We start from the raw sequence: 25744 nt of genomic DNA, 5'->3' as shown, positions 1-25744 counted from the left end.
AGAGCGGACTCGGCAAAGGAGTGGTTGACGGTGGATCTCCAGCTGAAGGGCCTGCGGGCCCTGGTCACCGGCGGGACGAAGGGCATCGGGCGCGCGGTCGTCGAGGGGCTGGTCGCGGAGGGTGCCTCGGTGGCGTTCTGCGCCCGGACCGAGAGCGACGTGACCGCGGCGGTCGAGGACCTGCGCGCGGGCGGCGCGACGGTGAGCGGGACGGCACTCGACATCGGTGACGGACCGGAGCTGATCCGCTGGGTGAACGACAGCGCCGCCGAGCTCGGCGGGATCGACATCGTGGTCGCCAACGTCAGCGCGCTGGCGATCGGCATCGAGGGTGAGGAGCCCTGGAAGCAGAGCTTCGAGGTCGACATGATGGGCACGGTCCGGATGGTCGACGCGGCGATGCCGTTCCTCGGCCGGAGCGAGTGGCCGTCGATCGTGACCGTGTCGAGCGTCTCGGCGCGTGAGATCGACTTCGCGGCCGGCCCGTACGGGACGTTCAAGGCCGCGATCGTGCACTACACCCAGGGCCTGGCCTTCCAGCTCGCCGGCAAGGGCATCCGCGCCAACACGGTCTCCCCGGGCAACACGTACTTCCCCGGCGGCGTCTGGGAGTCGGTCGAGAGCGGCAACCCGCAGCTCTTCGCGGACTCGCTCGCGCTGAACCCGACCGGCCGGATGGCCCGCCCGGACGAGATCGCCCGCGGCGTCGTCTTCCTGGCCAGCCCGGCCGCCAGCTTCGTCAGCGGCACCAACCTGGTGATCGACGGCGCGCTGACCCGCGGAGTCCAGTTCTAGGTCTGCGGGACCACCTTGCTGTTGTTGCTCGCGGCCACGAACTTCTGCCGCGGGAGGCGGTCGAGCCAGTAGTCCATCAGCAGGTCGCCGCGGCCGCCCTGGTAGGAGCTGCAGCGGATCCGCGGGATGGCCATCGGGTCGAAGGTCTTGCGGTACGGCGACGGGCAGGGCCCGGCGCCGACCAGCAGCACGCCGTCGTTGCGGTACGCCGTACCGCCGCGTCCTCCGCTCGCGAGGACGCGGCGGTCGCGCGGGTGCACGCCGAGCGGGAGCGCGAGCGTGCGCGGGGGAGCGGTGGGAACTGCCGCGGTGATCATCGCCGCCAGCCGCGCGATCTCGGTCTCGGCCTGGGCGGTGGTCTGGTGGCGGAGGTTGGGGTGGTCCCAGGTGTGGTTGCCCAGCTCGCAGCCGGCGTCGTTCAGGTACTTCAGGGCGCGGGGGATGTCGGCGCCGGTGAGGCCGAACGGGGATTTGTTGAGGTAGAAGGACGCCACCGCGGGGAAGTCGGGGAAGCGGGTCTGGAAAGCGAGCAGGATACCCATCGCGGTGTCCGGGACGACGCGGCCGGACTTGTCGAGGGCGAACTGGCCGGGAGTGCTGTCGTCGAAGGTGAGCACGACGGGGGTCTTGCCCGCGGGGACGGAGGAGAGGTCGCGGCGGACCAGGTCGAGGGTGCGGATCGGGTGGTAGCCCTCGCGGTGCAGGCGCTCGAGCTCGGCGCGGAAGAAGGCGGGGGTCATGTCGTACTCGCCGCTGACGTTCGCCGTGAGGCGGTGGTGCATGAGGACGGGGACGACACCGAGCTCGCTGGGCGCTGGTGGACGAGAGGTGATCGGCTTCGCGGCGGGATGCGAGGTGCCAGCAGAAGGAGGAGATTGAGAAGACTTGTGATCAGTGACCACCGGCGCTGCATCCGGCTCGTCGATGTCATTGCATCCGGCAACGACTGCCGCCGCGGCGGCGGCGAGGAGCGTGCGGCGGGCTACCGGCCCGCTCATTCGTAGATCACCAGCTCCGGGCGCGGCTTCAGCGCGAGGACCTGGGCCGGCTTCATCAGCGGGCCGTGCCGGGTGTCCTCCTCGTAGAACAGCTTGAACGCCGTGTGCACGCCGCGCGGCAGCTTCGTCACCAGACCCCGGTACGTCGCCTCCTTCGCGCCGCGGGTGCCGATGCCGTCGACGGACTTCACCAGGGCGACGCCGGGGTGCGGGCGCAGCGCGGCTTCGTTGGTGACGATGCGCTTGGTGAGCTGGTGGAAGACGAACAGCTTCTCCGGGAGCCGGTACTTGGTGGTCACCGCCGAGAGGTAGGCGCCGATCTCGTTCAGCTCCGCGCCCGACGTACGGCCGAAGACGCGTCCGGGGACCTGGCCGGGGCCGACCTGCCACTCGGGGTCGACGGCCAGCCCGACATCCGGCTGGCGCAGCCACGGCTCCAGGCGGCGAACCTCGTCGATCGGTTTCGCCTGACCGGGCTGGACGTCGAGCATCAGGAGCATCTTGTGCTTGCGGGCGACCGCCAGGTAGCGGTCGATCTGCTTCGGGTCGATCCGCGAGCGGTACTTGCCGTCGCGGCCGGCGGAGCCCTGGGCGGTGACGACGATCAGTTCCATCACCGGGAGGATCGTCCGGCCGCCACGGTACGACGTCGCCAGTTTCTCCAGGCGGGTGGCGCGTTCCTCGAGGTTGCTGTCGAGGGGGCCGAGCGCGGGGGCGCCGGGGGCGCCGACGAAGGCGACGAGTTGGTGGGTGGGGAACAAGGTGCGCCCACCGCGGGGGAGTTGCGGGAGAGGCTTCGGTTTCGGCTTCGGAGGTTGTGCGGCCGAAGGAGTGGCCTGGGTCGGTCTCGAAGGCTGGTCGGACGGCGCGACGTCCGCGGCGACGTCGGAGCAGCCGACGGGAAGCGAGATCAAGAGCAGTAGAGCGAGCACACGGCGTACGGCCACGAAGGCCCCCGATTCCCCAGAAATCGAACGCGGGCAACGCGGCTGTACCCGATGACCTCACGCTAGGTGTGTCGGTCCGAATGCACAACGTGACCACGCCGACACGTTCTCGCCTTTCCGTGGCGTCGATTGACAGTCGATAGGAAGGCGGTGATAGTCGAGCCGTGCAGATGATGGATCGGGTCGTGGTTCCGCTCAGGGTGTTCCTGGTGCTGCTGTTCGTGGGGCTGGTGTTCGCGCAGGTGGTCAGCCTGCCGGGGCAGTTCGGGCAGCTGAAGGGCGACGGCGCCGACCTGCGCTGGCCGTTGACGGTGTTCTCGATCGTCGAGGTGGTCTGCGTCCAGGTGGTGATCGTCTGCATCTGGCGGCTGCTGACGCTGGTGAAGTCGGACCGGATCTTCAGCGAGAAGGCGTTCGGCTGGGTGAACGTGATCCTGGTCGCGATGGTGGCCGGCTGGGTGCTGCTGCTCGGGATGACGATCTACCTGTCGGTGCGTGCCGACGACCCCGGCCTGCCGATCCTGCTGATCGGGCTGGTGCTGGCCGGCGGTGTCGTGCTGATGCTGATGGTCGTGATGCGCGCGCTGCTGCGCCAGGCGACCACGCTGCAGACCGACATGGAAGCGGTGATCTGATGCCGATCGTGGTCCGGATCGACGTCGAGCTCGCCAAACGCAAGATGGGCGTCGGCGAGTTCGCGGAGCTCGTCGGCCTGACCCCCGCCAACGTCGCCGTGCTCAAGAACGGCCGCGCCAAGGCGGTCCGGTTCAGCACCCTCGAGGCGATGTGCCGCGTCCTGGACTGCCAGCCCGGAGATCTTCTGGAGTGGGTCGAGGACTGATGTCGATTCCGCGCCGGCTCGTCCGACGCAGGGGTGACGACATCGACGAAAGGTTGGACCCATGTCTTTTCAGGCGTACCTGGACACCATCGAGGACAAGACCGGCATGACCCCGCGAGCCCTGCTGGAGATCGCGCGGGAGCAGGGGTTCGAGGGGCCGGAGACCAAGATCGCACCGCTCGCGGCGTGGTTGAAGGAGGAGTACGGCGTGGGCCGCGGGCACGCGATGGCGCTGCTGCACGTGATCAAGAACGGGACCGCGATCAGCGACAAGCACGTGGGGACGACCGGGGTGCACCGGGACGCGAGCAACGAGCTGTGGCTGGACGGGAAGGCCACCAACCCGCTCCGCTGAGCCGTCAGGAATTAGGTTAGGCTGCCCTTCGACCGATCGGTGAGGGAGCTGGGGCATGCGGGCACGGGTGGTGGCGATCGCGGCGGCGCTGGTCCTGGCGCTGGGGGCGTGCGGCAGCGGGAGCGACGCGGACGAAGCGCCGGTCGCGAGCGGCGACGGGTTCCCGGTGACGATCGACCACCTGTTCGGCTCGACCACGATCAAGGCGAAGCCGGAGCGGATCGTCGCGATCGGCGGCGGCGACATGGAGAGCGCGATCGCGATCGGCGCCGTACCGGTCGCCGGTGCGGACTGGTTCGGCTTCACCGAGACGCGCGGCTGGGTCAAGGACGCGCTCGGCGACCGGCCGGCGCCGAAGCTGGTCGCGTCGTTCGAGCCGAAGTTCGAGGAGATCGCGGCGCTGAAACCGGACCTGATCCTCTACGTGAACTCGATCAACGACCGCAAGCAGTACGAGACCTTCAGCGGGATCGCGCCGACGGTCGCGGCCCCGGCCGGGACCGAGAACGTGTACGGCGTCGCCTGGCAGGACCAGGTGACGACGATCGCGAAGGCGACCGGGCGGACCGCCGACGGCCAGAAGGTGATCGCCGACACCGAGGGCCTGCTCTCCGCGACCGCGAAGGCGAACCCTGGCTGGGCCGGCAAGACGATCACCGCCGGGGTGTTCAGCACCGACCAGTTCTCCGCGTGGCTGCCGTCGGACCCGCGGATGCGGCTGCTCACCGCGCTCGGCTTCAGGACCAACCCGCAGATCGATGCCCTGGACAACGGTGACTTCTACGTGAAGATCGCGCAGGAGCGGCTGGAGAAGCTGAACGCCGACCTGATCCTGCTCGCCGCCGCCGACCAGGACGGCAAGGTCGACCCGAAGGTGACCGCCAACCCGGTCTACAACAACCTGGCGACGGTCAAGGCCGGGCACGTCGCGTACTTCGGCGGCGCGCCGGTGATCAACTCGAACTCCGACAGCGGTCAGTTCTCCAGCGCGTTCTCGATCGGCGGTCCGCTCGGCATCAAGTACCTGACCGGGAAGATCGCGCCGCTGCTGAACCAGGCGCTGCCGGCCTAGGGCGTGTCTCCTAATTCCCGCCTACTGCGCGGCACTCGGCACGGCACCTCGGAGCACTGGCGAAAAGCCCACGATGGAAAAACATCGAGGGCTTCCCGCCAGCACTCCGAGCTACCGCACCGAGCACCTGCTCGCTACGGCGGGAATTAGGAGACACGCCCTAGCTCGTGACGCGCTGAGCGGCCTTGTCGAACAGGCGGTCCGGGATGAGCCGACGGACCTTCGGTACGACGTACGCGGCCGCGCCGATCGGGTAGCGGGTCTTCGGGCGGTCCGCGGTGACCGCGTGCTCGATCTGCTCGGCGACCTTCTGCGGGCTGGCGCCGTGCTTCGAGGCGTGCCGCAGGCTCTCGCGGAACGCGTCGATGCGCTCGGCGTACCGGTCGTTGGCGGGGAGGCGGTCGAGGGTCTGGATCGCCTTCGCCCACAGGGGAGTGGCGATCGGGCCGGGCTCGACGAGGCTGACGGAGATGCCGTCGGGGGCGAGCTCCTGGCGCCAGGCGTCGGCGATCGCTTCCATGGCGTACTTCGAGGCGTGGTAGGCGCCGGCGAGCTGGACGGAGACGAGGCCGCCCATGGAACCGACGAAGACGATCCGGCCTGAAGTCGTCCGTCGAAGCAAAGGAAGAGCCAGTTGGGTGACGGCGACGGATCCGACCACGTTGACGTCCAGCTGGTGGCGGAGGCTGTCGATCGGGAGCAGCTCCAACGGGCCGGCGATGCCCTCGCCGGCGACGTTCACGACCGCGTCGAGGCCGTCCTCGCCCAGTGCGGTGTCGACCTCGGTGATCAGGGCGCGGACCGAGTCGGTATCCGTGACGTCGACCTGGTGGACCGAGAGCTTCTCCGAGGTCTGCTTGCCGAGGATCTCGCCGTCGGACGGGTCGTGCACGGCGGCGAAGACGCGGATCCCGAGCTGGTCGAGCCGGAGCGCGGTCGCCGCGCCGATCCCGCTGCCGGCACCGGTCAGGAGTACTGCGGACATGACGTTCCCCTCGATGGGTGACGATGTGTTCGTCGCCCGGTACCCCTCGACGGGATCGGGAACCTAGCGGCGCGGTTTGCCTCGGCGGGCCGGCCGGCGCTGCGCGGCCGCCTTCTTCGCGGGGGCGCCCTGTTTCGCCTGCGCCGGCTTCTTCTTCGGCTGCTTCTTCTCCGCGCGCTGCGGCGTCCGGGTGCTGTTCACCGTCCGGCCGCGGACGATGCCGATGAACTGTTCCATCAGGTCGCTCGGGTCACCCTCGGGCCAGGTCAGGACGACGCTCGACTCCGGCGCCTCGACGAGCGGCCGGTACGTCAGGTCCTTGCGGTGGTGCAGTCGCGCCAGCGACTGCGGCACGATCAGTACGCCGACGCCCGCCGCGACGAGCTCGACCGCCTCCGCGGTGGTCGCGGGGACGATGGTCGCGGCCTCGCCGGGGCGGTCGGTCCAGGTGAGGGTGTCGTCCTGCGGGTAGAGCACGAACTCGTCGGCGAGGTCGGCGGCGGTGACCTCCTCGGCCGCGGTCACCAGGTGGTCCTTCGGGACCACGACGACGGTGGTCTCGGTGTAGAGCGGGATCGCGTTCAGCCCGGTACGGTCGATCGGCAGCCGGACGAGCCCGGCGTCCGCCTCACCCCGCCGTACGACGTCCGCTGCCTCTGCCGCGGTGACCGTCACCAGGGCGAGGGTGACCCGGGGGAGGCGCTCCTGCCAGATCCGCACCCACTTCGCCGGTGTCACGCCGGGGACGTAGGCGAGCCGGAAGGACGCGGGGATGGGGTCGGTCACCGGGTCAGGTTATCCGGCGGTGGTCCGGGAGGCCGTCAACCCTCGATACCCTGGCGCCATGACGTCGCAGAAATCCCCTCAGACGATGAAGCCCGCGACTGCGGCGAAGAAGCTCGGTGTGCTGCTCGAGGAAACCCCGGCCGAGTTCCGGGACGGTGTGGTCTCGCGCGACCAGCTGAACGCCCTGCAGGCCGACCCGCCGGAGTGGCTGCGCGAGCTGCGAAAGACCGGGCCGCACCCGCGGCCGGTGGTCGCGGCGAAGCTCGGGGTGTCGATCTCGGGCTTGGCGCGCGCTGGGATGACCGAGCCGCTGACCACGGACCAGATCGAGGCGCTGAAGGAAGAGTTCCCGGAGTGGTTGCGGCGGGAGCGCAACACGCACGCGGAGGTTCAGCGCGAAGCCGCGCAGTTGAAGGCGGAGCGCTCCGAGGCCTGAGTGAGGAACACCCGCTGACCGGCGGGCCGGCGCCCAAAGGCCGGCCCGCCGATCGGGGGATCAGTGCTGGGGGCGGTAGCGGACCGTGCGGCCGTTGAGCGGCTGGAGGGCGCGGCTGTCGCCGTCGGGGAAGCGCGACTGGAAGTGCTGCAGCGAGACCGGGAGGATCTCGCGGTGGTGTGCGAGCACCAGCCAGGAGACCGGCTCGGAGTACGGCGCGGTGGTGAGCGAGCCGTCGTACCGGTACGTCGACAGGTCGTGCGGCAGCGCCGTCGCGAGGTTCACGTGCCCGAGGTCGACCTCCTCGTCGCACTCCTCGGGGACCGTCGCGAGCACCTTGTCCTGCAGCGTCCCGCCGTCGTGCCCGCCGGTGCTGATGAACAGCGCGACGACGAGCTTCTCGCCGTTCGGGCCGCTGTGCACGAAGTGCTGCTCGAGCGCGTACTGGTGGCCGTTGAGCCGGTGCTCGGAGCGGGTGTGGAAGTGGAAGTTCACCAGGTCGTGGCGCACGCCGCCGACCGTGACCCAGGCCGCGCCGGCCGGGATCTCGGCGAGGATCGTCTCCTCCGCGGTCCGGTTGTCGCAGCCGCCGGGCTGACCGGCGTCGCGGCTCTCGTACCGGATCTTCAGCGCGAGCGAGCTCGGGTAGTGGACGTGCAGCGCGGGCAGCGCGGGGCTGGTCACGGCGTGCGCGGTCCGGATGTCGATCGGGCTCTGGTGCGGCGTCTGCGCGGACGCGCTGGTGAGCAGTGACGGCGAGGCCAGTACGGCGGCGGTCGCGGGGACGCCGAGGAGCAGGGCACGACGGGACACAGGCAGGGACACAGGGGACTCCGTACTCGGGCGGGAACAGGACACCCGGTCCTCAACCGGGCATCCGCGAGTATGCGCCCGGCGACGGACGGTCAGCGCCGAAGTCCGTGCAGGACGGCGACTTTCCGCCCGACCGGGAACAAATCAGGCCCGCCAGGGCAACAAGCTCAAGCTCGCGAGAGCGCGTCCCGCAGCGCAGCCCGTGCGGTGATCCCGAGCTTCGGGAACACCCGGTAGAGATGGGCCGCGACAGTCCGCGGCGACAACGCCAACCGTTCCCCGATCTCCTTGTTCGTCAGCCCGGTCGCGGCCAGCAGTGCGATCTCCTGCTCCTGCCCGGTCAGCCCGCTGTCCGGCCGCCGCGAAGCAGCAGCCCGCGTCAACCCGGTCGCCCGCAGCTCGTTCTCCGCCCGCCGCGACCAAGGCGCAGCGCTCAGCCCGTCGAACACCGCGAGCGCCGTCGTCAGCTCCCGCCGAGCCGCCACGATCTGCCGCTGCCGCCGCAACGCCTCGCCGTAACAGAGCCGCACCCGCGCCAGGTCGAACGGCCACTGCTCGGCCCCCGGTACGGCGAGCGCCCGCTCGAAGCACGCCGTACGCCGGTCCTCCGGCGCCACCAACGCCTCCGCACCGCGGATCACCAACGCCAACCGCGGCGACAACTCGTCCAACGACGCAGCCTTGGCCGCAGCGACATGTGCCCGCGCCTGCGGCTCCCGGCCCGACCGCACCGCCGACTCGACCAGATCGAACAGGACCCACAACGCGTGCGGCAGATGCGGCGGGAACGAACCGGCCGGGCAGACCTCCGCAGCATGCCGGTACGCCGCCTCGAAGTCGCCGCGACCGAGCGCCGTCAGGCACCGGATCTGCCGCGCCATCCCCTGCACCAGCAGGGCGCCGCGCGCACCGGCCCAGCGGTCCAGCTCGTCGGCGGCCGCTTCCGCCGTACCGACTCCGCGGGCGGCGTTCACCAGGTAGCCGATGTACCCGTCGAAGACCCACGTGTAGCGCAGGTAGCCGTGCTCGGTGGCCAGCGTGCGGCCCTCGTCGACGAGCCGCTCGACCTCGTCCCACCGGCCGTGCATCCAGGCGTCGACCGACAGCGACACGATCGCGTTGATCGCCGCCGACACCGCGCCGCCCTGCCGACCGTCCTCGACGACCCGCCACAACGCCTCGCGGCACGCGCTGAGCCGGTCGAGGTAGACCGACGCGACGCCGAGCCGGATGATCGCCCACGGGTTGTCGGTCCGGGCCAGGCCGTCGGTCTCGGCCTTGAGCAGCGGCAGTACGGCGTGGCCGCGCCGCGCCGGGTCCCAGTTGCCGGCCAGCATCGTGAGGTCGGCCGGTGCGTCGGGACCGAGCCGTTCCATCTGGGCGTCGAACGGCGCCCACAGCTCGGCCCGGCCGCTGAAGTAGCAGACCGTCGCGAGCAGGGCGAGCGCGTCGGTCAGCGTCTTGGCGTCGACCTTGTGCGCGTGCGCTTCGAGGGCGAGCGTGAGCAGCCGGTGCGGGGTGTCGATCGCGCAGTCGCGGTTGAACAGCACGCAGGCCGCGGCCGTCGACAGCTGCAGCGAGCAGGTCGGGTCGATCAGCGAACGGTTCGCGGTCTCCAGCAGCTCGGCGGCGTTGCCGAGCTCGCCGATCACCTCGGCGCCGATGATCGCGGCCTGGGCCAGCCGGCGGACGCGCGCGTCGCGGTCGACGCTCAGCTCGGCCGCACGGGTCAGGGTCTCGACGCTGGCCACGGCGTCGCCGCGGCCGAGCACGATGTGCGCGGCCTGGTCGACGATCTCGGCGACCGTCTCGTCCGGCTCGATGGTGGCCTCGGCGAGGTGCCAGGCCCGGCGGACGGGATCGGTGCAGCGGTCGGCCAGCAGCTTGTGCGCGCGGCGGCGGTCGCCGATCGCGGACAGCTCGACGACGGCCAGGCGGCTCAGCGGGTGCCGGAAGAGCAGCTTGCCGTTGCGCTCGTGGAGCTGGACGACACCCTCGTCGAGCGCCGCGCGGACCGGCCCGTGGACGTCGACGGCCCGCTGGTCGATCGGGCTGGACAGCGCGGCGAGCAGCAGCAGCTCACGGGTCGCCTCGGGCAGACCGCTGATCCGCTCGGCGAACATGTCCTGCAGCCGGCTGCCGATCGGGAGCGTCGTGATCGTCGCCGATCCGTGCCGGACCGAGGGCAGCTCGGCCAGGGCGAGCGGGTTGCCCTGCGCCTCCTCGGCGATCCGGCGGCGGTCGCGCGAGGTGAGGTCGGGGTGGCGGTGCCGGAGCAGCTCGCCGCTGGCCGCGTCGTCGAGGGGGCCGACGACGAGCTGCGGCATCCCGCCGTACTCGAAGAAGGCGGTGCTGCCGGTCCGGCGGCCGATCAGCAGGCCGACCGGAAGCTCGGCGAGGCGCCGGGCGACCAGGCCGAGGACGACGGCGCTCGACCGGTCGAGCCAGGGGATGTCGTCGACCACGAGCAGCACCGGCGTCGCGGCGGACAGGTTGGCGAGCAGGTCGAGCACGGCGTTCGAGACCGTGAGGAAGTTCGGGACCGGGCCGCTGTCGAGCCCGAGCGCGACGCGCAGCGGTGGGCTGCCGCGGCCACGCATGACCGGCAGCAGCAGCTGGTTCAGTCCGGCGAAACTGAGGTCGGCCTCGAACTCCACCCCGGCCGCGCGCAGGACCCGCTGGTTCTGCCCGGCGGCGTACGCGGCTGCGTCGTCGAGCAGCACGCTCTTGCCGATACCGACCTCGCCGACGACCAGCAGCGCGTCGCCGGATTCCACCGTTTTCCGGATCTCCGCCTGCTCGACCTCGCGGCCGATCAGGCAGGCCCTCGTCCTCGAGCCGTTCACGTTCTTCTCCGAGCCACCCCACGGATGTAGCAAAGACTACATCCACCTACCCGGGGTAGTACCCGTTACAGCGTTACGGATTTCCACCGTCATTTGACCGATGCCGGGGCCCGGCGCCGTCCGCACGCTGGGGGGCGACCCAGCCTCACGAAAGGACAGTGACATGACGGGCAAGCTCTCTGGCAAGGTCGCGATCGTCGCCGGCGGCTCGGCGAACATCGGCAAGCTGTTCGCCGAGGCACTGGCCGACGACGGCGCCGACGTGGTCGTGCACTACAACAGCCCGCGCCGGTCCGACGAGGCCGACGTGGTGGTCAAGGACCTGGCCGACCGCGGGGTCCGGGCGTTCTCGCACCAGGCCGACCTGACCAGCAACGCCGAGATCACCCGGCTGGTCGACACCGCGATCGACCGGTTCGGCAGCTGGGACATCCTGGTCAACACCGCCGGTCTGATCATCCGCAAGCCGCTGGCCGAGACCACCGAGGACGAGTACGACCGCTCGTTCGCGATCAACGCCAAGATCCCGTTCTTCTTCATGTCCGAGGCGGCCGGCAAGATGGCCGACAACGGGCGGATCGTCACCATGGTGACCACCCAGGTCGCGGTCACCGCCGCCACCTACTCGGCGTACGCCGGCAGCAAGGCCCCGGTCGAGCACTTCACCAAGGCCTTCGCCAAGGAGGTCGGCGCCCGCGGCGTCACGGTGAACTGCATCGCCCCCGGCCCGCAGAAGACCCCGTTCTTCTTCGACGCCGAGACCCCCGACACGATCGCCTGGCTGAGCGGCATGACCGTCACCGGCGAGCTCGGCGACCCGCACGACGTGGTCCCGGTGATGCGGTTCCTGACCGCGCCGGAGACGCGCTGGGTGACCGCCCAGACGGTGTACGTCAACGGCGGCATGATCTCCCCGATCAACTGACCGCCGGACGGTCACGGGTTGTCGACAGTGGTCACGCAGCGTCCTACACTCACCAGCGGGGGTGGGGGAGATGCCGACAGCCGAAGAGGCTTACACGGAATCGATGTTCGGGCAGTTCAGCTACCTGGCCAACTGGTTGCCCGGTACGCCGCTGAAGCTCGGGCTGATCGGGGTGCTGCAGGGCAAGACGTTCGTGCCGAAGTCGCCGATCCGGACGTTCGGGGTGAAGTTCAGCACGACCAGCGAGCCGGGTCCGCAGCAGTCGCTGCAGTTCCAGTCGTCCAGCGAGATCAAGGTCGACGTCAAGGTGGCCGGCGAGGTGTCCAAGCTCGTCCCGGCGCTGCCCGAGGCCCAGGCCGGTGCCGCGGTCTCGTTCGGGGCGAGCAGTGGCGTGGTCTTCCACGCCCGGGGCATCACGATCAGCAGGGTCAGCGACGTGATCGGCCTGGAAGCGGCGATCTGGGACCTGTGGGACCGCGGCATCTGGAACCCGGACTGGGTGGTCATCACCGAGCTGGTGAAGGCGGACCGGACCACGGTGCTGATCTCGGAAGGCCGGTACGGCAAGGTGGAGCTCGGGGTCAGCGCGGCGGTGCAGGCCGGGCCGGTCGACATCGGGGACCTGACCGGGGACCTGAGCGTCGTGTCGTCGTACGGCATGCACACGCAGCTGATCGGCGAAGGCGGGCTGAGTCCGCTGTTCCGCGCCGTACGGATCAAGAAGAGCCTGTTCGGCACGAAGATCACCGGTGCTCGCGCGGCGCTGCCGCCGACCGAACCCGGGGTGACGCCGCGTCGCGGTGCGGAGCGTCCTGACGGCGACTTGACCGAGGACGCCACGGACTAGCGGGCAGGCACCTCATGCAGCGCGATCCTGTACCGGCCGGTCCCGGTCGGACGGCGGTGCCGGACCTCGACCCGGTAGCCGCCTTCCATCAGCGCGAGCTCGACCCGGACGTTGCCGCCGAGCCCGCCCTCGGCGACGTCGGCGATCGGTGCCTTGGTGCCGCCGCGGAAGACCTGCAGCTTGAGGTCGGTGTAGCCCGAGGTCTCGAGCCGGTACTCGCCGGGGTGGTCGATCGTGAAGTGGAAGGCGTTCGTGGCGTCCGGCATCGCGATCCGGGCTTCTTGGGGTGGACCGTCGCAGAGCAGCGCGGTCGCTGCCGCGTCGGTCGCCGGATAGCTCTCCGCGATGAACTCGCGGTCGAGCACGGACAGCGTCCGGTTGGCCTTCACCTCGTACCGGCCGGCGGTGAGCTCGGGCGGGATCGCGTAGAGCATGATCGACCGCGGGTCGAAGGCCGTGTGCCGGGTCTGACTGGTCGCGTACTTCGTGAGGAGGTTGCGCTCGATCTCCTCGTCGCTCCAGCCGTTGAGCGGGCCGCCGTAGTGCCGGTAGACGGCCGGCAGGTCCCACGGGATGCCGGCGGCCGGGCTGGAGTGCTCGTGCACGCAGCCGATCGCGTGCCCGAACTCGTGCAGGACCACCGGCTGCCACTCGTCGGGCTCGTCCTCGCGGAGCCACCCGAAGTTCATCGTCGGCTCGCTGGGCGCCGCGGTCAGCGCTTCGGTCCCGACCAGCGACCAGGAACCGCCCGGCACGAAGGCGATCCGGACCTCGGCGCTGCGCGGATCGTCGACGAACGCGAACCGGAGCTTCGCGTGGTTCGTCCACTCGGTCGCCAGCGCCCGCACGCCGTCGCGTTGCGCCGCGGAGCCGTCCAGGAAGGCGATCCGCAGCGTCCGGCCGTTGCTCCACATCCGCTTGGTCTCCAGCGCGAGACGCAGCCTTTGGTGCTTGGTCTTCGGCTTCGGGGCGTCGGGGGCGTTGGCCGGGCGTTCGTCGACGGCTCGCTCGGCCGCCTCCAGCACGAGGTCGTCCTCGAGCGTCCGGTCGACACAGCAACGGATCAGTTCGTCCCCCATGGGCGCCACAGTGACACCGCTTCGAGCAGGAAGCCAGCCCGATGACGCTCCGGTTCGTGGTGAAGGTCGATCAGGCGTGGAAGGTCACCACGACCTGCCCTGACCTGCCCACGTGGGAACCCGAGTCGGCCGGGCCGGACGAGCTGATCCGGATCGATGACGGGACCGGCCACACGATCCCGAGGCCGCCGTACGAGCTGCATCATCGGGATGCCGACCACGACGGTCTGGCGGAGGCGTTCGATGCGGCCGAAGTGATGGCCCTGTACGACGCGCTGCGCGAACGCCGGGCGACCCGGGACGAGCAGGAACGCTTCGGGCACTACCTGTTCGACGTCCTGCTCGGCAACGACCGCTGGTCCGAGATCCTGCAGACCGCGCAGGCCCACGGCCACCAGGCGATCGAGCTGGCGCTGGCGCTGCGCCCCGACGACATCGACCTCGCGCGGCTGAACTGGGAGATGCTCTGCGCCGGCGGAGGGTTCCTCGTCGCCGGCACGCCGACGACGAAGGTCGCGATCACCCGCCTGGTCGAGACGGCGTACGCCGCGCCGCCGCCGCTCGGCGTACCGCCGCGGGCGTTGTTCGTGATCGGCGCGTCGTGGCACGACGAGACCCTGCGGCCGGCCGCCGAGCTGCTCGCGCTGCTGAAGCTCGGCCACCACGGGCGCGCGCTGCGCTACCGGGTGCTGGAGCACGCGCGGCCGAGCCAGATCCGCCACGAGATCGAGGAGTTCCAGCCCGAGATCGTGCACTTCGTCGCGCACGGCGGCATCGACGCGGAGACCCGCCGCGGCTACCTGCTGCTCAAACCCGACGAGCAGGAAGCCGACGAACGCCGGTACGCCGACCAGATCCTCTCCGACCTGCGACGCGCTGCGACGCCCGCGACGATCGTCGTCCTGAGCGCCTGCTCGACCGCCGGCGCGCCTGGCTCCGAACGGCTCTTCGGCGCGAACGACGCGACCTCGATGGCGGCCGAACTGGTTGCCGGAGGCATCCCGGTCGTCGTCGGCATGGCCGGGCGGGTCGCGGATCTGGCCAGCCGGCTGTTCTCGCGGACGTTCGCCGAGTCGGTCGTGCACGGCGAGCCGCTGGTCCGGTCCACTGCCGAGGCGCGGGCCGCCGCGTTCGCGACCACCGAGGATCCGGTCGCGGGGATGGACTGGGCGCTGCCCGCGGTGTTCCTGTCCAGCCAGGTCCCGACCGACTACCGGCCGCTCGACACGACCGCGACCCAGGAACGCTGGGACGAGCTCGACGGCTGGATCCGCGGGTACGACGACGGGCACCTCCCGGTGTTCTGCGCGCGGGAGAACTTCCTGCCACCGTTCCGCCGGATGTTCGAGCCCGGGACGACGAAGTACGGGCTGGCGGCGTACACGGGCTCGCAGCTGAAGGGGACCGGGCGGACCAGACTGCTGCGGGAGCTGGCGGCTCATGCCTTGCGCGACGGGCACCTGCCGTTGCTGCTGACGTCCGATCGCGATCATCCGCGGACGGCGTCCGGGCTCGGGAAGCTGTTCCTCGACGAGATCTCGCGGGTGCGGGTGAACGTGCTCGGGATCGACGAGGAGGACACCCAGCTGCTGGCGCTCGAGGCCGACGCGCGGGACCGGTTGGAGCTGAACGTGCGGATGGCGCTGGAGCGCGCCGGCGAGGTGACGGCCCTGGTGCTGAACCGCGCGCTGCAGACCGATCTCAAGAACCTGCGTCGCGACGTCGCGCGGCAGATCCCGTACTTCGCGGGGCCGCAGAGCCGGATCGTGGTGCTGATGGACGACATCGACGAGTACGGCGGACTGCTGGACGACGTACTGGATCGGACGAACGGGTTGTTCACGTCGTACGGGCTGGGGACGAAGGCCTCGCCGGTGCCGGTGGTGCTGACCTGGACGCACGGGCGCAGCGGGGACCAGTGGGTGCGCTCGCTGATCCCCAACCAGCAGGCACATCCGTGGCTCGAGGTGGTCGAGCTGGCGCCGTTCTCGATGCTGAACGGTGAGGACCTGATGGCCTATCAGACGGTGCTGCTGCACCCGTTCGCCGGCGCCGGGGTCGCGGCGGATCATGTGCTGGGGAAGTCGTGGGTGTTCAACCCCGACATCGCGCAGGGGCTGTTCCACGCCGTGCGCGACAACGCGCGGAACACGCTGAAGGGGATCCCGTTCAACTTCCACCAGCCGGCGTACGAGATCTGGGTGAAGCTCGCGCAGCAGACCGGGTTCGTCGTGCCGGCGCGGGACGAGGACCACCTGGAGTGGCTGAAGGCGGGCCGATGAGCGCCGAGCCGAGGATCGCGGAGCTGGAGCGGCGGATCACGGCCGACGTCGTACGGCGACGGCGAGCGGAGCTGGACGAGCTCGGGCGGCAGGCGCTGCTGTGGCTGGCGGTGACGCCTTCGTGGACTTGGCCGTTGGCGGAGTCGTGCTCGTTTCCTGCTGGTGACCTGGATGCGTTCGTCGATCGGGCGGTGCAGGCGGGGATCTGCCGGGTTGCGCGGTCGGGGCGGGGTGGTGGGGATCAGGAGCTGAGGCTGCTGGCGGGGTTGGCGGAGTGGCTGCCGGCTGACCTGGTTGAGGATGCGCTGCAGCTCGCGGTGGGGGCTGAGGATGCTGCGCTGCGGGCGAGCGCAGTGGTCGCGCTGGCGCCGGTTGCTTCGCAGTGGGGGATGGTTGTCGAGTGTGTGTCGGCGATCGACCGACCGGGGCCTCGGGCAACGGCTTTCGTGGGGATCTTCGGGTACTTGCCTGAGGAGGAGCGGGTTCGGCTGCTGCCGGAGGCGGTGGCGGCGGTGTTGGAGGTGCCGCGGGCGGATCAGCGGCCGGGGTTGCTGGGGGAGCTGGCCCGGCACCTCGCGGATGATCGGCCGGTGATGAGCGCTCTTGCCGGCGCGTTGAACTCACTGGTTGATCCGATGGATCGAGCGACCGCACAGGTCGAGGTCGCGGACTTGCTGCTGGGGGACGTCGAGGGTGCGATCGATGGAGTGGAGGATCCTGCGGACCGAGCCAGGCTTCGGCTCGATCTGATCCGGCACCGGCCTGAGCAGTCATCGGCCTTGGCGCGCCGGGCGCATGGGGACGCGGTAGAGGTGCTGGACGTGATGGAACGCGATCTCCTGCTGCTTGCGGTGAGCCGGGCAGATCCCCCGCAGGGCGTGGACCTGGCGATTCAGGATCCGCAGACACGGGCTCTGGCCTACGGACTCCGGGTCTGTGCGGGGGCGGCGACGGAGTCTGAGGTTGTCAGACTGACCCAGCTGCTCGAAGGTCTCGCCGACCCGGCCACTCGGGTCACCGTTGCGGCCTCGATCCTCGCCTCCGAACGGGAGACGGCTGTTGTCGACCTCGCCCTGCGCGCTGCCGCCGAGCTGCCCGACACCGCCGAATCCGCCGGCCCGCTCGCCGCCCTCGCCTCCGCCCTCGACGGCGCCCCCTCCGCCGCCCCGCTCGTCGACCGCGGACTCCGCGCCGTCGCGCAGATCGGCGAACCCGCCCGCCGCCTCCAGGCCGGCCTGAACTTCGCCCCGGCCCTCCCACCCGACGTACTCGCCGATTACGCCGCCACCGTCAACTCCATCGAGGACTTCCCCACCCGTCTCCGCCTCCTCGCGCGGTTGATCCCTCACCTCGACGACCCCGACCGCGCCCACCTCATCAACGAATCCCTCCGCGTAGTCCGCAACCGCGGCACCGCCGACTCCTTCTGGATGCCCGACGCCGTGCGTCACGACGTACTGGCTCAACTCGACGTCCCCGAATCCCTTCTCCACAAGGTCGTCCACGACATCGCCTTCGCGATCAGCCTGACCGGCACGCAAGTCCCCGCCCCCGTCCAGCGCTGGGCGCGGTTCGCAAAGGCGACCGGCCAACGCCTCTCCGCAGCTGAGGCCGCGCGCTTCCTGGACCACGAGGTCGGCCGCGCGCTCACGGCCCGCGACCTCCCCGGAGCCCTCGACTGGATCGACACCGCGAAGCTGCTGGCGGCGACGCTCGGCAACGAGCTCGAAGGCTCCGTCCGGTACGCCGCCCGCCGCGTCGAGCTGCTGTACCGCCAGCGCCAGGATGCCCGCCGAGCCGTCCCGTTGCTCTTGCTCGACGAACAGATCAACGCCTTCGAAGACCTCCTCGCCGACGACGGCGAAGCCTGGGCGCTGCACTATCTCGGCTCCGGCGGCGTCGGCAAGACCACTCTGCTCAGCCACCTGATCCGCTCCGCCGACGAGTACGAGATGGCCGTCGGCCGTGTCGACTTCGACTACCTCACCCCCGACTACCCGCGCGAACGCCCCGGCCAGCTGCTCCTCGAACTGATGGCCGAGCTGCAGCTGTACGCCCGCGCCGGCCACGAGGAGTCCACGGTCGCGGCCTTCCACCAGAACGTCTCCACCCTGCACCGCACCTGGAACGCCGTACCGGCCTCCGAACGCCCTGAGCCCGTCGACGACCCCGACTTCCAGGCCCTCCTCACCACCTTCTGCGACTACCTCACCCTCCTGGGCCGGCGTCGCGTGGTGATCTTCCTCGACACCTGCGAGGAGCTGGTCCGCTGGCAACCCGGCGACACCCACCTCCCGAGCGTCACCGCGACCTTCACGATCCTGGAGACGGTCCGAGCGATGCTCGAGCGGGCCGGCGTAGACCTCAAGGTCGTCTTCGCCGGCCGCCGCCCCCTGGCCAGCGGCAACGGTCCAGGGCCCGAAGCGTGGACCGTGGAGGGCTCCGTCGACGACCTGCCGGCGCGCTCGTACCTGCGCGTCCACGAGATCCGCGGCTTCACGGAGCCGGAGGCCCGCGAGTACCTGCGGAGGATCCGCAAGCTCGACGTACCAGCGGAGGTCGAGGCCGAGGTCCTCGCCCGAAGCGAGCAACGACAGGACCCGCGCGTGCGCTGGCGCGAAAGCCGGCTGCTCGACGAGCCGGCGCGCTCGACGGAGACGCCCCGGGATCAGCGCTACCTCCCCTTCGACCTCGCCCTGTACGCCGACTGGCTGCTCGCCGACAGCACCTTGACCGCCGAGGAGATCCGCAGCGGCGGCGTGGACCCGTACATCGACCGCCGCATCGTCGCCCGCGTGAAGTCCGAGGCCGCCAAGTCCCTCCTCCCCGCCCTGGCCCTGGTCCACCGAGCCGACGCCGCACTCCTGGAGTCCGTCTTCGACGGCGACCACGAATCCTTCCGCGAAGCCTTCGAGGCCCTCGCCGACCACGAATGGATCCGCCGCTCCGCCGGCCCGGACCCGGCGGCCCGCGTGGAGCTCCAGTTCGAGCCCCGCATGCACGACCGCCTCCGCGCGTACTACGAACACAACGACCGCATCGACGAACTCGACCGAGTACGCCGCGGCCTGATCCCGGTCCTGGAAGACCGCCTCGACGATCGCCCCCTGGGCGAACTCTCCCCACTCCTCGTCGACGACACCCTGAAGCTCCTCCCGGAAGACACCGCCGCCGACCACGTCCACAACCTGGTCCTCCGAGCCGCCGCCGGCGCCCGCTGGGACTGGATCGAGGAACTGGTCCGCCAGCTGCTCGGCGACAACGGCCTCCTCGGCCGCCGCCCGCGGCACCCGACGCGGGCGTCGGTCGAGGCGGCCCACGCGGCGTGGCTGACCCACGAGGGCCGGCAGGAAGAGGCGCGGACGTTCTGGCAGCTCGTTCTCGGGACCGTGCACCTGGACAGCGACGCCTCCCGGGCGGTCTGGCTGGGGCAGCGGGCACTCCTGAGCACCAACGAGATCGCCGACCTCGGCCAGGTGCTACGCCAGACTCTCCGGCCCCTCGACCTGATGGCCCCCGCTACGGCGAACTCCTCGTCCAGCCCGGACGCTTCGCCGCCGCCCCCTTTCCTGTCCGTCGAGCCGGAGACCTTTCACCTCGTCGCCTCGTGCTGCGCCGCCCTGGACCGCGTCGCCGACTTCGACGAGCTCCGCGAGGTGAGCTTCCTCGACGAGTGGCTGGACCGCTCCGAGCTCGTGGACCTGCCGCCGTACCTGCGGGCCCACGTTCAGTTGCTCCGGGCAAGGATGTCGGCGGAGAACACCTTCGCGCTCGACGTCGCGGAGGTGATCTGGGCGGAGTCGGACCAGGTCTGGCTGGACCTGGTCGTCCCGGACTCGATGCGCGACCGCATCCGCCTGTACCGGGTGATGCTCGGCCTGGCGAGCCCGGTCGACGACGACACGATGGCGCTGTGGTCGGACGAGGCGACCCGGACCATCGACGGCGAGCGCCTCCGCTCGGCGGTCCTGCGAGAACAACTCGCGCGACGCCCGGTGAGCCGAGCAGTCGCCGAGGAACTGCTCGAGTGGGACCGGTTCGAGATGCGCCCGCGACCCGTCTGCGGGGTGCACCGGCGGACGCCGCCGCTGTTCATGTCGGCGGCGTACGCGCTGCTGTCCGACGGGGACCCGGAGCGCGCACTGCAGGTCCTGGGCGATCGGCTCGCGTCGGCCGACGATGGTGACCTGGAGACGGTCCGCGCGGCTGAGCTGGCGACGCTGCACGTGCTGCGCCGGGGCCGGATGGGGGCGCAGCGGTACCTTGTCTACCGCTGCGCGCGGTCCGAGGATCAAGAACTGCGCGAGGCGGCGCTCGCCGTACTGGCGCTGACCGCGCCGCCGAGCGAGGTGATGAGCCTGACGACCGACGAGTGGCAGTTCCAGGCGGCGTTCGGCGCGGGCTCCCGGGAGCGCTTGCGGGCCTTGGGCAACGAGAAGGGCTGGAAGGCGCGCGCGGACCGGCCGCTCGACGAGGAGCTCGACCGTTTGGAGTGGCGGGCGCTGACGGGGAGCGAGACCACGACGTACGCCGTGGACTTCCCGCCTGACCCGATCGCCACCGCCCGAGCACGGCTGCGGTTGAGTGCCTACGAGAGCAGAGCCCGGGAGCCGATCCCCGAGGCGCTCGGGCCACGGCGGTTGGGTGAGCTGGCGTTCGAGGTCGGCGAGCTGCTGGCGCTGCGGCTGCCGGACTACGCGATCGGGCTGCTCGACCTCGCGGAGGAGTGGTTCCTCGCGGCGGGCGACCGGCGGGCGGCGACCCAGGCCGCGCTGTGCGCGGCGATCGCGAGGTCCCACGTGCCGGTGGTCCGCGGGGTGAACCGGCCCAAGCTCGAGGCTGTGCTCGTGGCGGCGGAGTCGGTCATCGGCGGCAGGCCGGGACCCGGCAGTACGGCGGCGCCCGACGAGATGGGGTGGTGGGCGCGGGTCGAAGCGGTGCAGGCCTGGTTGTCGGCTGCGCGAGACACCGAGGACGAGATGCTGCCGGTGGAGCTGTGGCACGGCGGGTACGACCTCGAAGTCACCAAACGCGGCGCGCGGGTGCCGGCGAACGTGGTCAGCGGGGTGGTCGCTGCTCTGGGGGTGGCTGCGGCGACCGTGGTGCAGGTGCGGTCGGGGCAGGAGTTGCTGCCGGCGATCGGGATCTCGGTGGCGGCGGCCGTCGTACTGGCTGCTCTGCCGCTCGGCGCCGTGTGGATCGCGCGGCTGCTGGCGCGGACCGTGACCGATCTCGGGCGGCAGGGGACCGCGGCGCGTCTCGTCGTACGGCCGGCGGCGACCGGGGCGGCGGTGACCGTCGAGCTGCGGATCCGGGAGGCGGGGATGCACCGGCGGCAGGCGTCCTTCGGCGAGTCGGTCAGGCTGATGTTCGACCTGTACAACGCGATGCTGGGGCGCCGGCCGGCGCGGCTGTTCGAGACGACCGAGCGTCTGGCCGCGACGGCGTCGTGGGAGGTCGGGTCCAGGGTCGGCGCGCCGCCGTCCGCGATCGTGCGGCCGCTGCGGGAGCTTCGGGAAGCGCAGGGAAAGGCCGTGCTGCGCATCTCCCTCGACGTACCGCTGGAGCTGGCGGGGCTCGGGTGGGAGCGGGCTGTCGAGACAGCGGTCGACGGGCGACCGCCGACCTGGCCCACCTCGGGGCCGTTGTACGTCGGCCGGGTCTCGAACGAGTCGTCCGGCACGGTGTCGCCGGTCAGACCGCCGAAGGTGACTGTCGGGGTCGTCGCGTCCTCGGCCTGGATCCGCGGGACGGAAGAGGTGTGGTCGCAGGTGGCGGAGCGGGTGCTTCCGTCGGACAAGCTCACTCGTCCGGCGGTCGTTCACGTGATCGGGCGACCGTCGCGGACCGGTGCCTGGCTGGAGATCCCGGAGGAGTCGCCCGCCGCGGAGGTGCCGTCCTCGTCGGCGTCGTGGCGTTTGACCGGTGATTCGGTGGCCGGGGGGAGGACACTCGTCGTGCTGCAGGTCGAGCCGTACGCGATCGAGCGTCGTACGGAGACCGACCGCGCCGCCGTCGCGGGGTTGAAGCAGTTGGCGTACGGCGTGCATGCGAACGGTTCCTGGGCGGTGGTGGTGATTCCGAGCCTGCCGCCGGAGCTGGCGACGGAGGTCGTCACGCAGATCGCTGCGACGCTGAAGCTGGAGCGGGATCGGATCTACCGGTTCGGGGCTTCACTGGTGCGGACGGTGCAGCAGGAGGATCCGCTGGCCGGGCGGCTGCGGGAGGCGCGGCGTCAGGCGCAGGCGATCGTGCGTGGGTGGGACGGGTGGTCGGACGAGACGCCGGAGAGTCTGCCGGACGAGCTGGCCGACGACATCTGCTTGTACCTGCGCGACGGCGCGCTGCGGAGCTGACCGGCTGCCCGGGGTGGGGAGCGCCCGGCGCAGGTCGGTGTGGATCGACCAGCCCCGTGGGGCAGGATGGGCTCATGACTTCTCCGACGACCCCCGACAGCACGTCGTACCGGCCGGATGCGGAGGTGGTGGAGCTCTGCAGCGAGCTGATTCGGTTCGACACCACCAACTACGGCAACGGGAAGAGCAACGGGGAGCGGGGCGCGGCGGAGTATGTCGCGGCGAAGCTCGACGAGGTGGGGATCGAGTCGACGATCTACGAGTCGGAGCCGGGGCGGGCGACGCTGGTCGCGCACTGGGAGGGGGAGGACCAGTCGGCCGACCCGCTGCTCGTGCACGGGCACCTGGACGTCGTACCGGCGGACCCGAAGGACTGGAAGGTCGATCCGTTCGCGGGGGAGATCTTCGACGGGTGCGTGTGGGGGCGGGGCGCGGTCGACATGAAGGACTTCGACGCGATGGTGCTGTCGGTGGTCCGGGCGCGGCAGCGGGCCGGGGTCAAGCCGCGGCGGCCGGTGCGGCTGGTGTTCACCGCCGACGAGGAGGCCGGCGGCCTGTACGGCGCGCAGTGGCTGATCAACAACCACCCGGACACGATCGCGGACTGCACCGAGGGCATCGGTGAGGTCGGCGGGTTCTCGATCACCGTGCAGGACGACCTGCGGCTGTACCTGATCGAGACGGCCGAGAAGGGCATGAACTGGATGCGCCTGAAGGCCCGCGGTACCGCCGGGCACGGGTCGATGGTGAACGAGGACAACGCGGTCACCGAGCTGGCGCGGGCGGTGACCCGGATCGGCGACCACGAGTGGCCGCTGCGGATCACGCCGACCGTCCGGGAGTTCCTGAAGACGCTGGAGGACCTGCTCGGCACCGAGCTGGACCCGGAGGACCGGTCGGGCGTCCTGTCGAAGCTCGGGTCGTTCAGCCGGATGTTCGGCGCGACGATCCGCAACACCGCGAACCCGACGATGCTGAACGCCGGCTACAAGGTGAACGTCATCCCCGGCGACGCCGAGGCGCACATCGACGGGCGGTTCCTGCCGGGGTACGAGGACGAGTTCTTCGCGACCATCGACGAACTGCTCGGCGACAAGGTGCAGCGCGAGACGGTGATCGAGGACATCGCACTGGAGACCGAGTTCAGCGGCGGCCTGGTCGAGGCGATGAAGTCCTGCCTCGCCGCCGAGGACCCGCAGGCCCGTACGGCGCCGCTGCTGATGTCCGGCGGCACCGACGCGAAGTCGTGGTCCCGCCTCGGCATCCGCTGCTTCGGCTTCGTCCCGCTGCAACTCCCGCCGGACCTGGACTTCATGGGCATGTTCCACGGCATCGACGAGCGGGTGCCGACCGCGTCGCTGGAGTTCGGCTCGCGGGTGCTCGACCGGTTCCTGACGGAGGCCTGAAAACCGCTGGGGGCTCGGACGTGCCGGTGGGATGCTGACCGGTATGTCCGAGATCGTCATCACCACGCTGGCCGAGCGGCCGGAGGTCACGCCGTACCTGGGGGACTTCTGGGGTGTGTGGCCGCGGTTCATGCTGAACGACCTGATCGCGGATGCGTTGCTGTGGCGGGTGACGGAGGACTTTGCCGATCAGTGCCTGATCGCGACCGAGGACGGCGAGCTGGTCGCGCATGCGCGGAGCATCGGGTTTGCTTTCGGCTCCGGGGATCGGACGGAGCTGCCGCCTGGCGGGTGGGATCAGGTGATGCAGTGGGGGTGCGACGACCTCGATCGCGGGCGGGCGGTGAACGTGTCGAGTGCGCTGGAGATCATGATCCGGCCGAGTCACACCGGGCGCGGGTTGTCGTACGAGATGCTCGCGGCGATGAAGGCCGCGGTGAAGGCCAAAGGGCACACGACGCTGTACGCGCCGGTGCGGCCGAACGGGAAGGCTGATCCGGCGGTGCCGATGCCGGAGTACGTCGAGCGGGTGCGGGCCGACGGTCTCCCGGAGGACCCGTGGCTGCGGGTGCACGTGCGGGCGGGTGGCACGATCATCGGGGTCGCGCCGCGCTCGATGGTGATCGCGGGAACGCTGGGGGAGTGGCGCGAGTGGACGGGGTTGCCGTTCGATCGCACGGGGCCGGTGCTGGTCCCGAAGGCGCTGGCGCCGGTGATGTGCGACGCGGAGCATGATCATGCGGTGTACGTCGAGCCGAATGTCTGGGTGCGGCACGACTTGTAGAAAGTGATCAGAGCGTCCGCATCACCTTGATGATGCGGCGCCGGAGCCAGACCTTTCGGCGCCCGTCCGGGTACCGCCGCAGCCGGGCGAGTTCCCAGCCGCCGTACTCGGCGTGTTCGGTGAGCAGGCGGCGGACCGCGCCGCGGGACTCTGTTCGGGACACCTCGAACTGCTGCAACTCGTACTCGGCCATCCGCACCTCCGTCACTTCAGGCGTTACCTCACGACACATCCTCCAGCGCGGCCGTGATGGCCGGCGGAAGGGTGAGCTCCTCCGTTCCCAGCACCGACTTCAACTGCATCGCCGTCCGGGCGCCGACGATGGCCGCTGTCACGCCCGGCCGGTCCCGGACCCAGGTCAGGGCGACCTCGAGCGGGCTCCAGCCGAGCCCGTCGGCGGCGCGGGCGACCGCTTCCACGATGCCCGAACCGCGGCCGTCGAGGTAGGGGTCGACGAATCTGGACAGATGCTGAGACGCGGCCCGGGAGTCCGCGGGGATCCCGGTCCGGTACTTCCCAGTCAACACGCCCCGTCCAAGCGGCGACCAGGCCAGTACGCCGATCCCGAGCCCACCGGCGGCGCGGATCGCGTCGGCTTCGGCGTCGCGGGCGAGCAGCGAGTACTCGACCTGGTTCGACACCGGTACGGCGCGACCGGGCCACGCCTGCTGCCAGGTGACCGCCCGGGCCGACTTCCAGCCTGCGTAGTTCGACACGCCGACGTACCGGACCTTGCCGGAGCTGACCGCGTGGTCGAGCGCCGACAGCGTCTCCTCCAGCGGTACGTCGTCGGACCAGGTGTGCAGCTGCCACAGGTCGATGTGGTCGACGTTCAGCCGCCGCAGCGACCCTTCCAGGTCGCGGAGCAGCGCCCCGCGCGAGGTGTCGGTGATCCGTTCGCCGCGGCGTACGCTGAACCCCGCCTTGGTCGCGATGACCAGGTCGTCGCGGTCGACGACGTCGCTGATCAGCGAGCCGATCAGGCGCTCGCTGTCACCGTCCCCGTACGCCGCCGCGGTGTCGATCAGGGTCCCGCCCGCCGCCACGAAGGCGGCGAGCTGTTCACGGGCCTCGTGCTCGTCGGTGTCCCGGCCCCAGGACATCGTGCCCAGTCCGAGGCGGCTCACCGCCAGACCACTGTGACCCAGATAGCGCTGCTGCATACACCGAGCCTATTGCCGACGACGGGGA

The 25744-nt window shown here is 70.8% G+C and carries 21 protein-coding genes; 12 read left to right on the top strand and 9 right to left on the bottom strand.

All coding sequences use genetic code 11. The annotated features are described in order from the left end of the window. The first annotated feature begins 30 nt into the window (after nucleotides 1-30). The gene (locus ACZ6Z4_RS11895) at nucleotides 31-795 is read left to right on the top strand and encodes an SDR family NAD(P)-dependent oxidoreductase (protein WP_465561789.1); all 765 of its coding nucleotides are present in this window, start codon (nucleotides 31-33) and stop codon (nucleotides 793-795) included. Here the strand turns inward: ACZ6Z4_RS11895 and ACZ6Z4_RS11890 are convergent. Together ACZ6Z4_RS11890 and ACZ6Z4_RS11885 are read right to left on the bottom strand one after the other, a co-directional pair. Continuing rightward, the gene (locus ACZ6Z4_RS11890) at nucleotides 792-1577 is read right to left on the bottom strand and encodes a polysaccharide deacetylase family protein (protein WP_465561787.1); all 786 of its coding nucleotides are present in this window, start codon (nucleotides 1575-1577) and stop codon (nucleotides 792-794) included. The two genes, ACZ6Z4_RS11895 and ACZ6Z4_RS11890, sit on opposite strands and share 4 nt — an antisense overlap. Before the next feature lie 212 nt (nucleotides 1578-1789). Then, nucleotides 1790-2554, bottom strand: a complete 765-nt coding sequence (locus tag ACZ6Z4_RS11885; RefSeq protein WP_465561784.1) for a hypothetical protein — start codon at nucleotides 2552-2554, stop codon at nucleotides 1790-1792. A gap of 371 nt (nucleotides 2555-2925) precedes the next feature. Between ACZ6Z4_RS11885 and ACZ6Z4_RS11880 the strand changes: the two genes are divergently transcribed. The 4 genes from ACZ6Z4_RS11880 to ACZ6Z4_RS11865 all read left to right on the top strand — a co-directional run bounded on the left by ACZ6Z4_RS11880 (nucleotide 2926) and on the right by ACZ6Z4_RS11865 (nucleotide 5008). Next, nucleotides 2926-3375, top strand: coding sequence for a DUF2975 domain-containing protein (locus ACZ6Z4_RS11880; protein ID WP_363673846.1), 450 nt, complete (start codon nucleotides 2926-2928; stop codon nucleotides 3373-3375). Continuing rightward, nucleotides 3375-3581 (top strand): helix-turn-helix domain-containing protein, encoded by a 207-nt coding sequence (locus tag ACZ6Z4_RS11875; protein WP_184794626.1) that lies wholly within the window; start codon nucleotides 3375-3377, stop codon nucleotides 3579-3581. The genes ACZ6Z4_RS11880 and ACZ6Z4_RS11875 overlap by 1 nt, the downstream gene beginning before the upstream one ends. Nucleotides 3582-3642: 61 nt before the next feature. Further along, the gene (locus ACZ6Z4_RS11870; protein WP_465561781.1) at nucleotides 3643-3936 is read left to right on the top strand and encodes a DUF4287 domain-containing protein; all 294 of its coding nucleotides are present in this window, start codon (nucleotides 3643-3645) and stop codon (nucleotides 3934-3936) included. Between the two features lie 55 nt (nucleotides 3937-3991). Then, nucleotides 3992-5008, top strand: a complete 1017-nt coding sequence (locus tag ACZ6Z4_RS11865; RefSeq protein WP_465561779.1) for an iron-siderophore ABC transporter substrate-binding protein — start codon at nucleotides 3992-3994, stop codon at nucleotides 5006-5008. Between the two features lie 160 nt (nucleotides 5009-5168). Here the strand turns inward: ACZ6Z4_RS11865 and ACZ6Z4_RS11860 are convergent, their stop codons facing one another. Next, entirely contained in the window at nucleotides 5169-5993 is an 825-nt protein-coding gene (locus ACZ6Z4_RS11860) for an SDR family oxidoreductase (RefSeq protein ID WP_465561776.1), read from the bottom strand. A gap of 63 nt (nucleotides 5994-6056) precedes the next feature. Further along, a complete protein-coding gene (locus tag ACZ6Z4_RS11855) occupies nucleotides 6057-6779 on the bottom strand; it encodes a LysR family substrate-binding domain-containing protein (protein WP_465561773.1) in 723 nt (240 codons plus the stop codon). Nucleotides 6780-6837: 58 nt separating this feature from the next. Between ACZ6Z4_RS11855 and ACZ6Z4_RS11850 the strand changes: the two genes are divergently transcribed. Further along, complete coding sequence (locus ACZ6Z4_RS11850) at nucleotides 6838-7215, top strand: DUF5997 family protein (RefSeq protein ID WP_465561771.1); 378 nt, start codon at nucleotides 6838-6840, stop codon at nucleotides 7213-7215. Nucleotides 7216-7275: 60 nt separating this feature from the next. On the opposite strand, the gene ACZ6Z4_RS11845 is transcribed toward ACZ6Z4_RS11850, so the two are convergent. Then, nucleotides 7276-8040 carry a carbonic anhydrase family protein gene (locus tag ACZ6Z4_RS11845; RefSeq protein ID WP_465561769.1) on the bottom strand — a complete coding sequence of 255 codons (765 nt, stop codon included), beginning with the start codon at nucleotides 8038-8040 and terminating at the stop codon, nucleotides 7276-7278. Nucleotides 8041-8195: 155 nt separating this feature from the next. Further along, nucleotides 8196-10874 (bottom strand): AAA family ATPase, encoded by a 2679-nt coding sequence (locus ACZ6Z4_RS11840; protein ID WP_465561767.1) that lies wholly within the window; start codon nucleotides 10872-10874, stop codon nucleotides 8196-8198. 163 nt (nucleotides 10875-11037) lie between these two features. Between ACZ6Z4_RS11840 and ACZ6Z4_RS11835 the strand changes: the two genes are divergently transcribed. Both ACZ6Z4_RS11835 and ACZ6Z4_RS11830 read left to right on the top strand, forming a co-directional pair. After that, nucleotides 11038-11799, top strand: a complete 762-nt coding sequence (locus ACZ6Z4_RS11835) for an SDR family oxidoreductase (RefSeq protein ID WP_465561765.1) — start codon at nucleotides 11038-11040, stop codon at nucleotides 11797-11799. 70 nt (nucleotides 11800-11869) lie between these two features. Continuing rightward, nucleotides 11870-12646: a hypothetical protein gene (locus tag ACZ6Z4_RS11830; RefSeq protein ID WP_465561763.1), complete on the top strand. Its 777-nt coding sequence runs from the start codon at nucleotides 11870-11872 to the stop codon at nucleotides 12644-12646. On the opposite strand, the gene ACZ6Z4_RS11825 is transcribed toward ACZ6Z4_RS11830, so the two are convergent. Then, complete coding sequence (locus tag ACZ6Z4_RS11825; RefSeq protein WP_465561761.1) at nucleotides 12643-13725, bottom strand: hypothetical protein; 1083 nt, start codon at nucleotides 13723-13725, stop codon at nucleotides 12643-12645. The two genes, ACZ6Z4_RS11830 and ACZ6Z4_RS11825, sit on opposite strands and share 4 nt — an antisense overlap. A 41-nt stretch (nucleotides 13726-13766) precedes the next feature. On the opposite strand from ACZ6Z4_RS11825, the gene ACZ6Z4_RS11820 reads away from it, so the two are divergent. The 4 genes from ACZ6Z4_RS11820 to ACZ6Z4_RS11805 all read left to right on the top strand — a co-directional run bounded on the left by ACZ6Z4_RS11820 (nucleotide 13767) and on the right by ACZ6Z4_RS11805 (nucleotide 24553). Beyond that, nucleotides 13767-16007: a CHAT domain-containing protein gene (locus tag ACZ6Z4_RS11820; protein WP_465561759.1), complete on the top strand. Its 2241-nt coding sequence runs from the start codon at nucleotides 13767-13769 to the stop codon at nucleotides 16005-16007. After that, nucleotides 16004-22363: a hypothetical protein gene (locus tag ACZ6Z4_RS11815; RefSeq protein WP_465561757.1), complete on the top strand. Its 6360-nt coding sequence runs from the start codon at nucleotides 16004-16006 to the stop codon at nucleotides 22361-22363. The genes ACZ6Z4_RS11820 and ACZ6Z4_RS11815 overlap by 4 nt, the downstream gene beginning before the upstream one ends. Before the next feature lie 74 nt (nucleotides 22364-22437). Beyond that, on the top strand, nucleotides 22438-23769 hold the full coding sequence (locus ACZ6Z4_RS11810) for a M20/M25/M40 family metallo-hydrolase (RefSeq protein ID WP_465561755.1): 1332 nt from the start codon (nucleotides 22438-22440) through the stop codon (nucleotides 23767-23769). A 43-nt stretch (nucleotides 23770-23812) separates the two neighbouring features. Beyond that, nucleotides 23813-24553 (top strand): N-acetyltransferase, encoded by a 741-nt coding sequence (locus ACZ6Z4_RS11805; protein ID WP_465561753.1) that lies wholly within the window; start codon nucleotides 23813-23815, stop codon nucleotides 24551-24553. Between the two features lie 7 nt (nucleotides 24554-24560). On the opposite strand, the gene ACZ6Z4_RS11800 is transcribed toward ACZ6Z4_RS11805, so the two are convergent. Both ACZ6Z4_RS11800 and ACZ6Z4_RS11795 read right to left on the bottom strand, forming a co-directional pair. Beyond that, nucleotides 24561-24746, bottom strand: a complete 186-nt coding sequence (locus tag ACZ6Z4_RS11800; RefSeq protein ID WP_363673895.1) for a DUF5703 family protein — start codon at nucleotides 24744-24746, stop codon at nucleotides 24561-24563. Nucleotides 24747-24774: 28 nt separating this feature from the next. Further along, nucleotides 24775-25716: an aldo/keto reductase gene (locus ACZ6Z4_RS11795; protein ID WP_465561750.1), complete on the bottom strand. Its 942-nt coding sequence runs from the start codon at nucleotides 25714-25716 to the stop codon at nucleotides 24775-24777. Nucleotides 25717-25744: the final 28 nt, after the last annotated feature.

Source organism: Kribbella sp. NPDC104740 (assembly GCF_055583505.1).
Note: the sequence above shows the minus strand (reverse complement) of the source record. Positions and strands in the feature narration are given on the sequence as shown.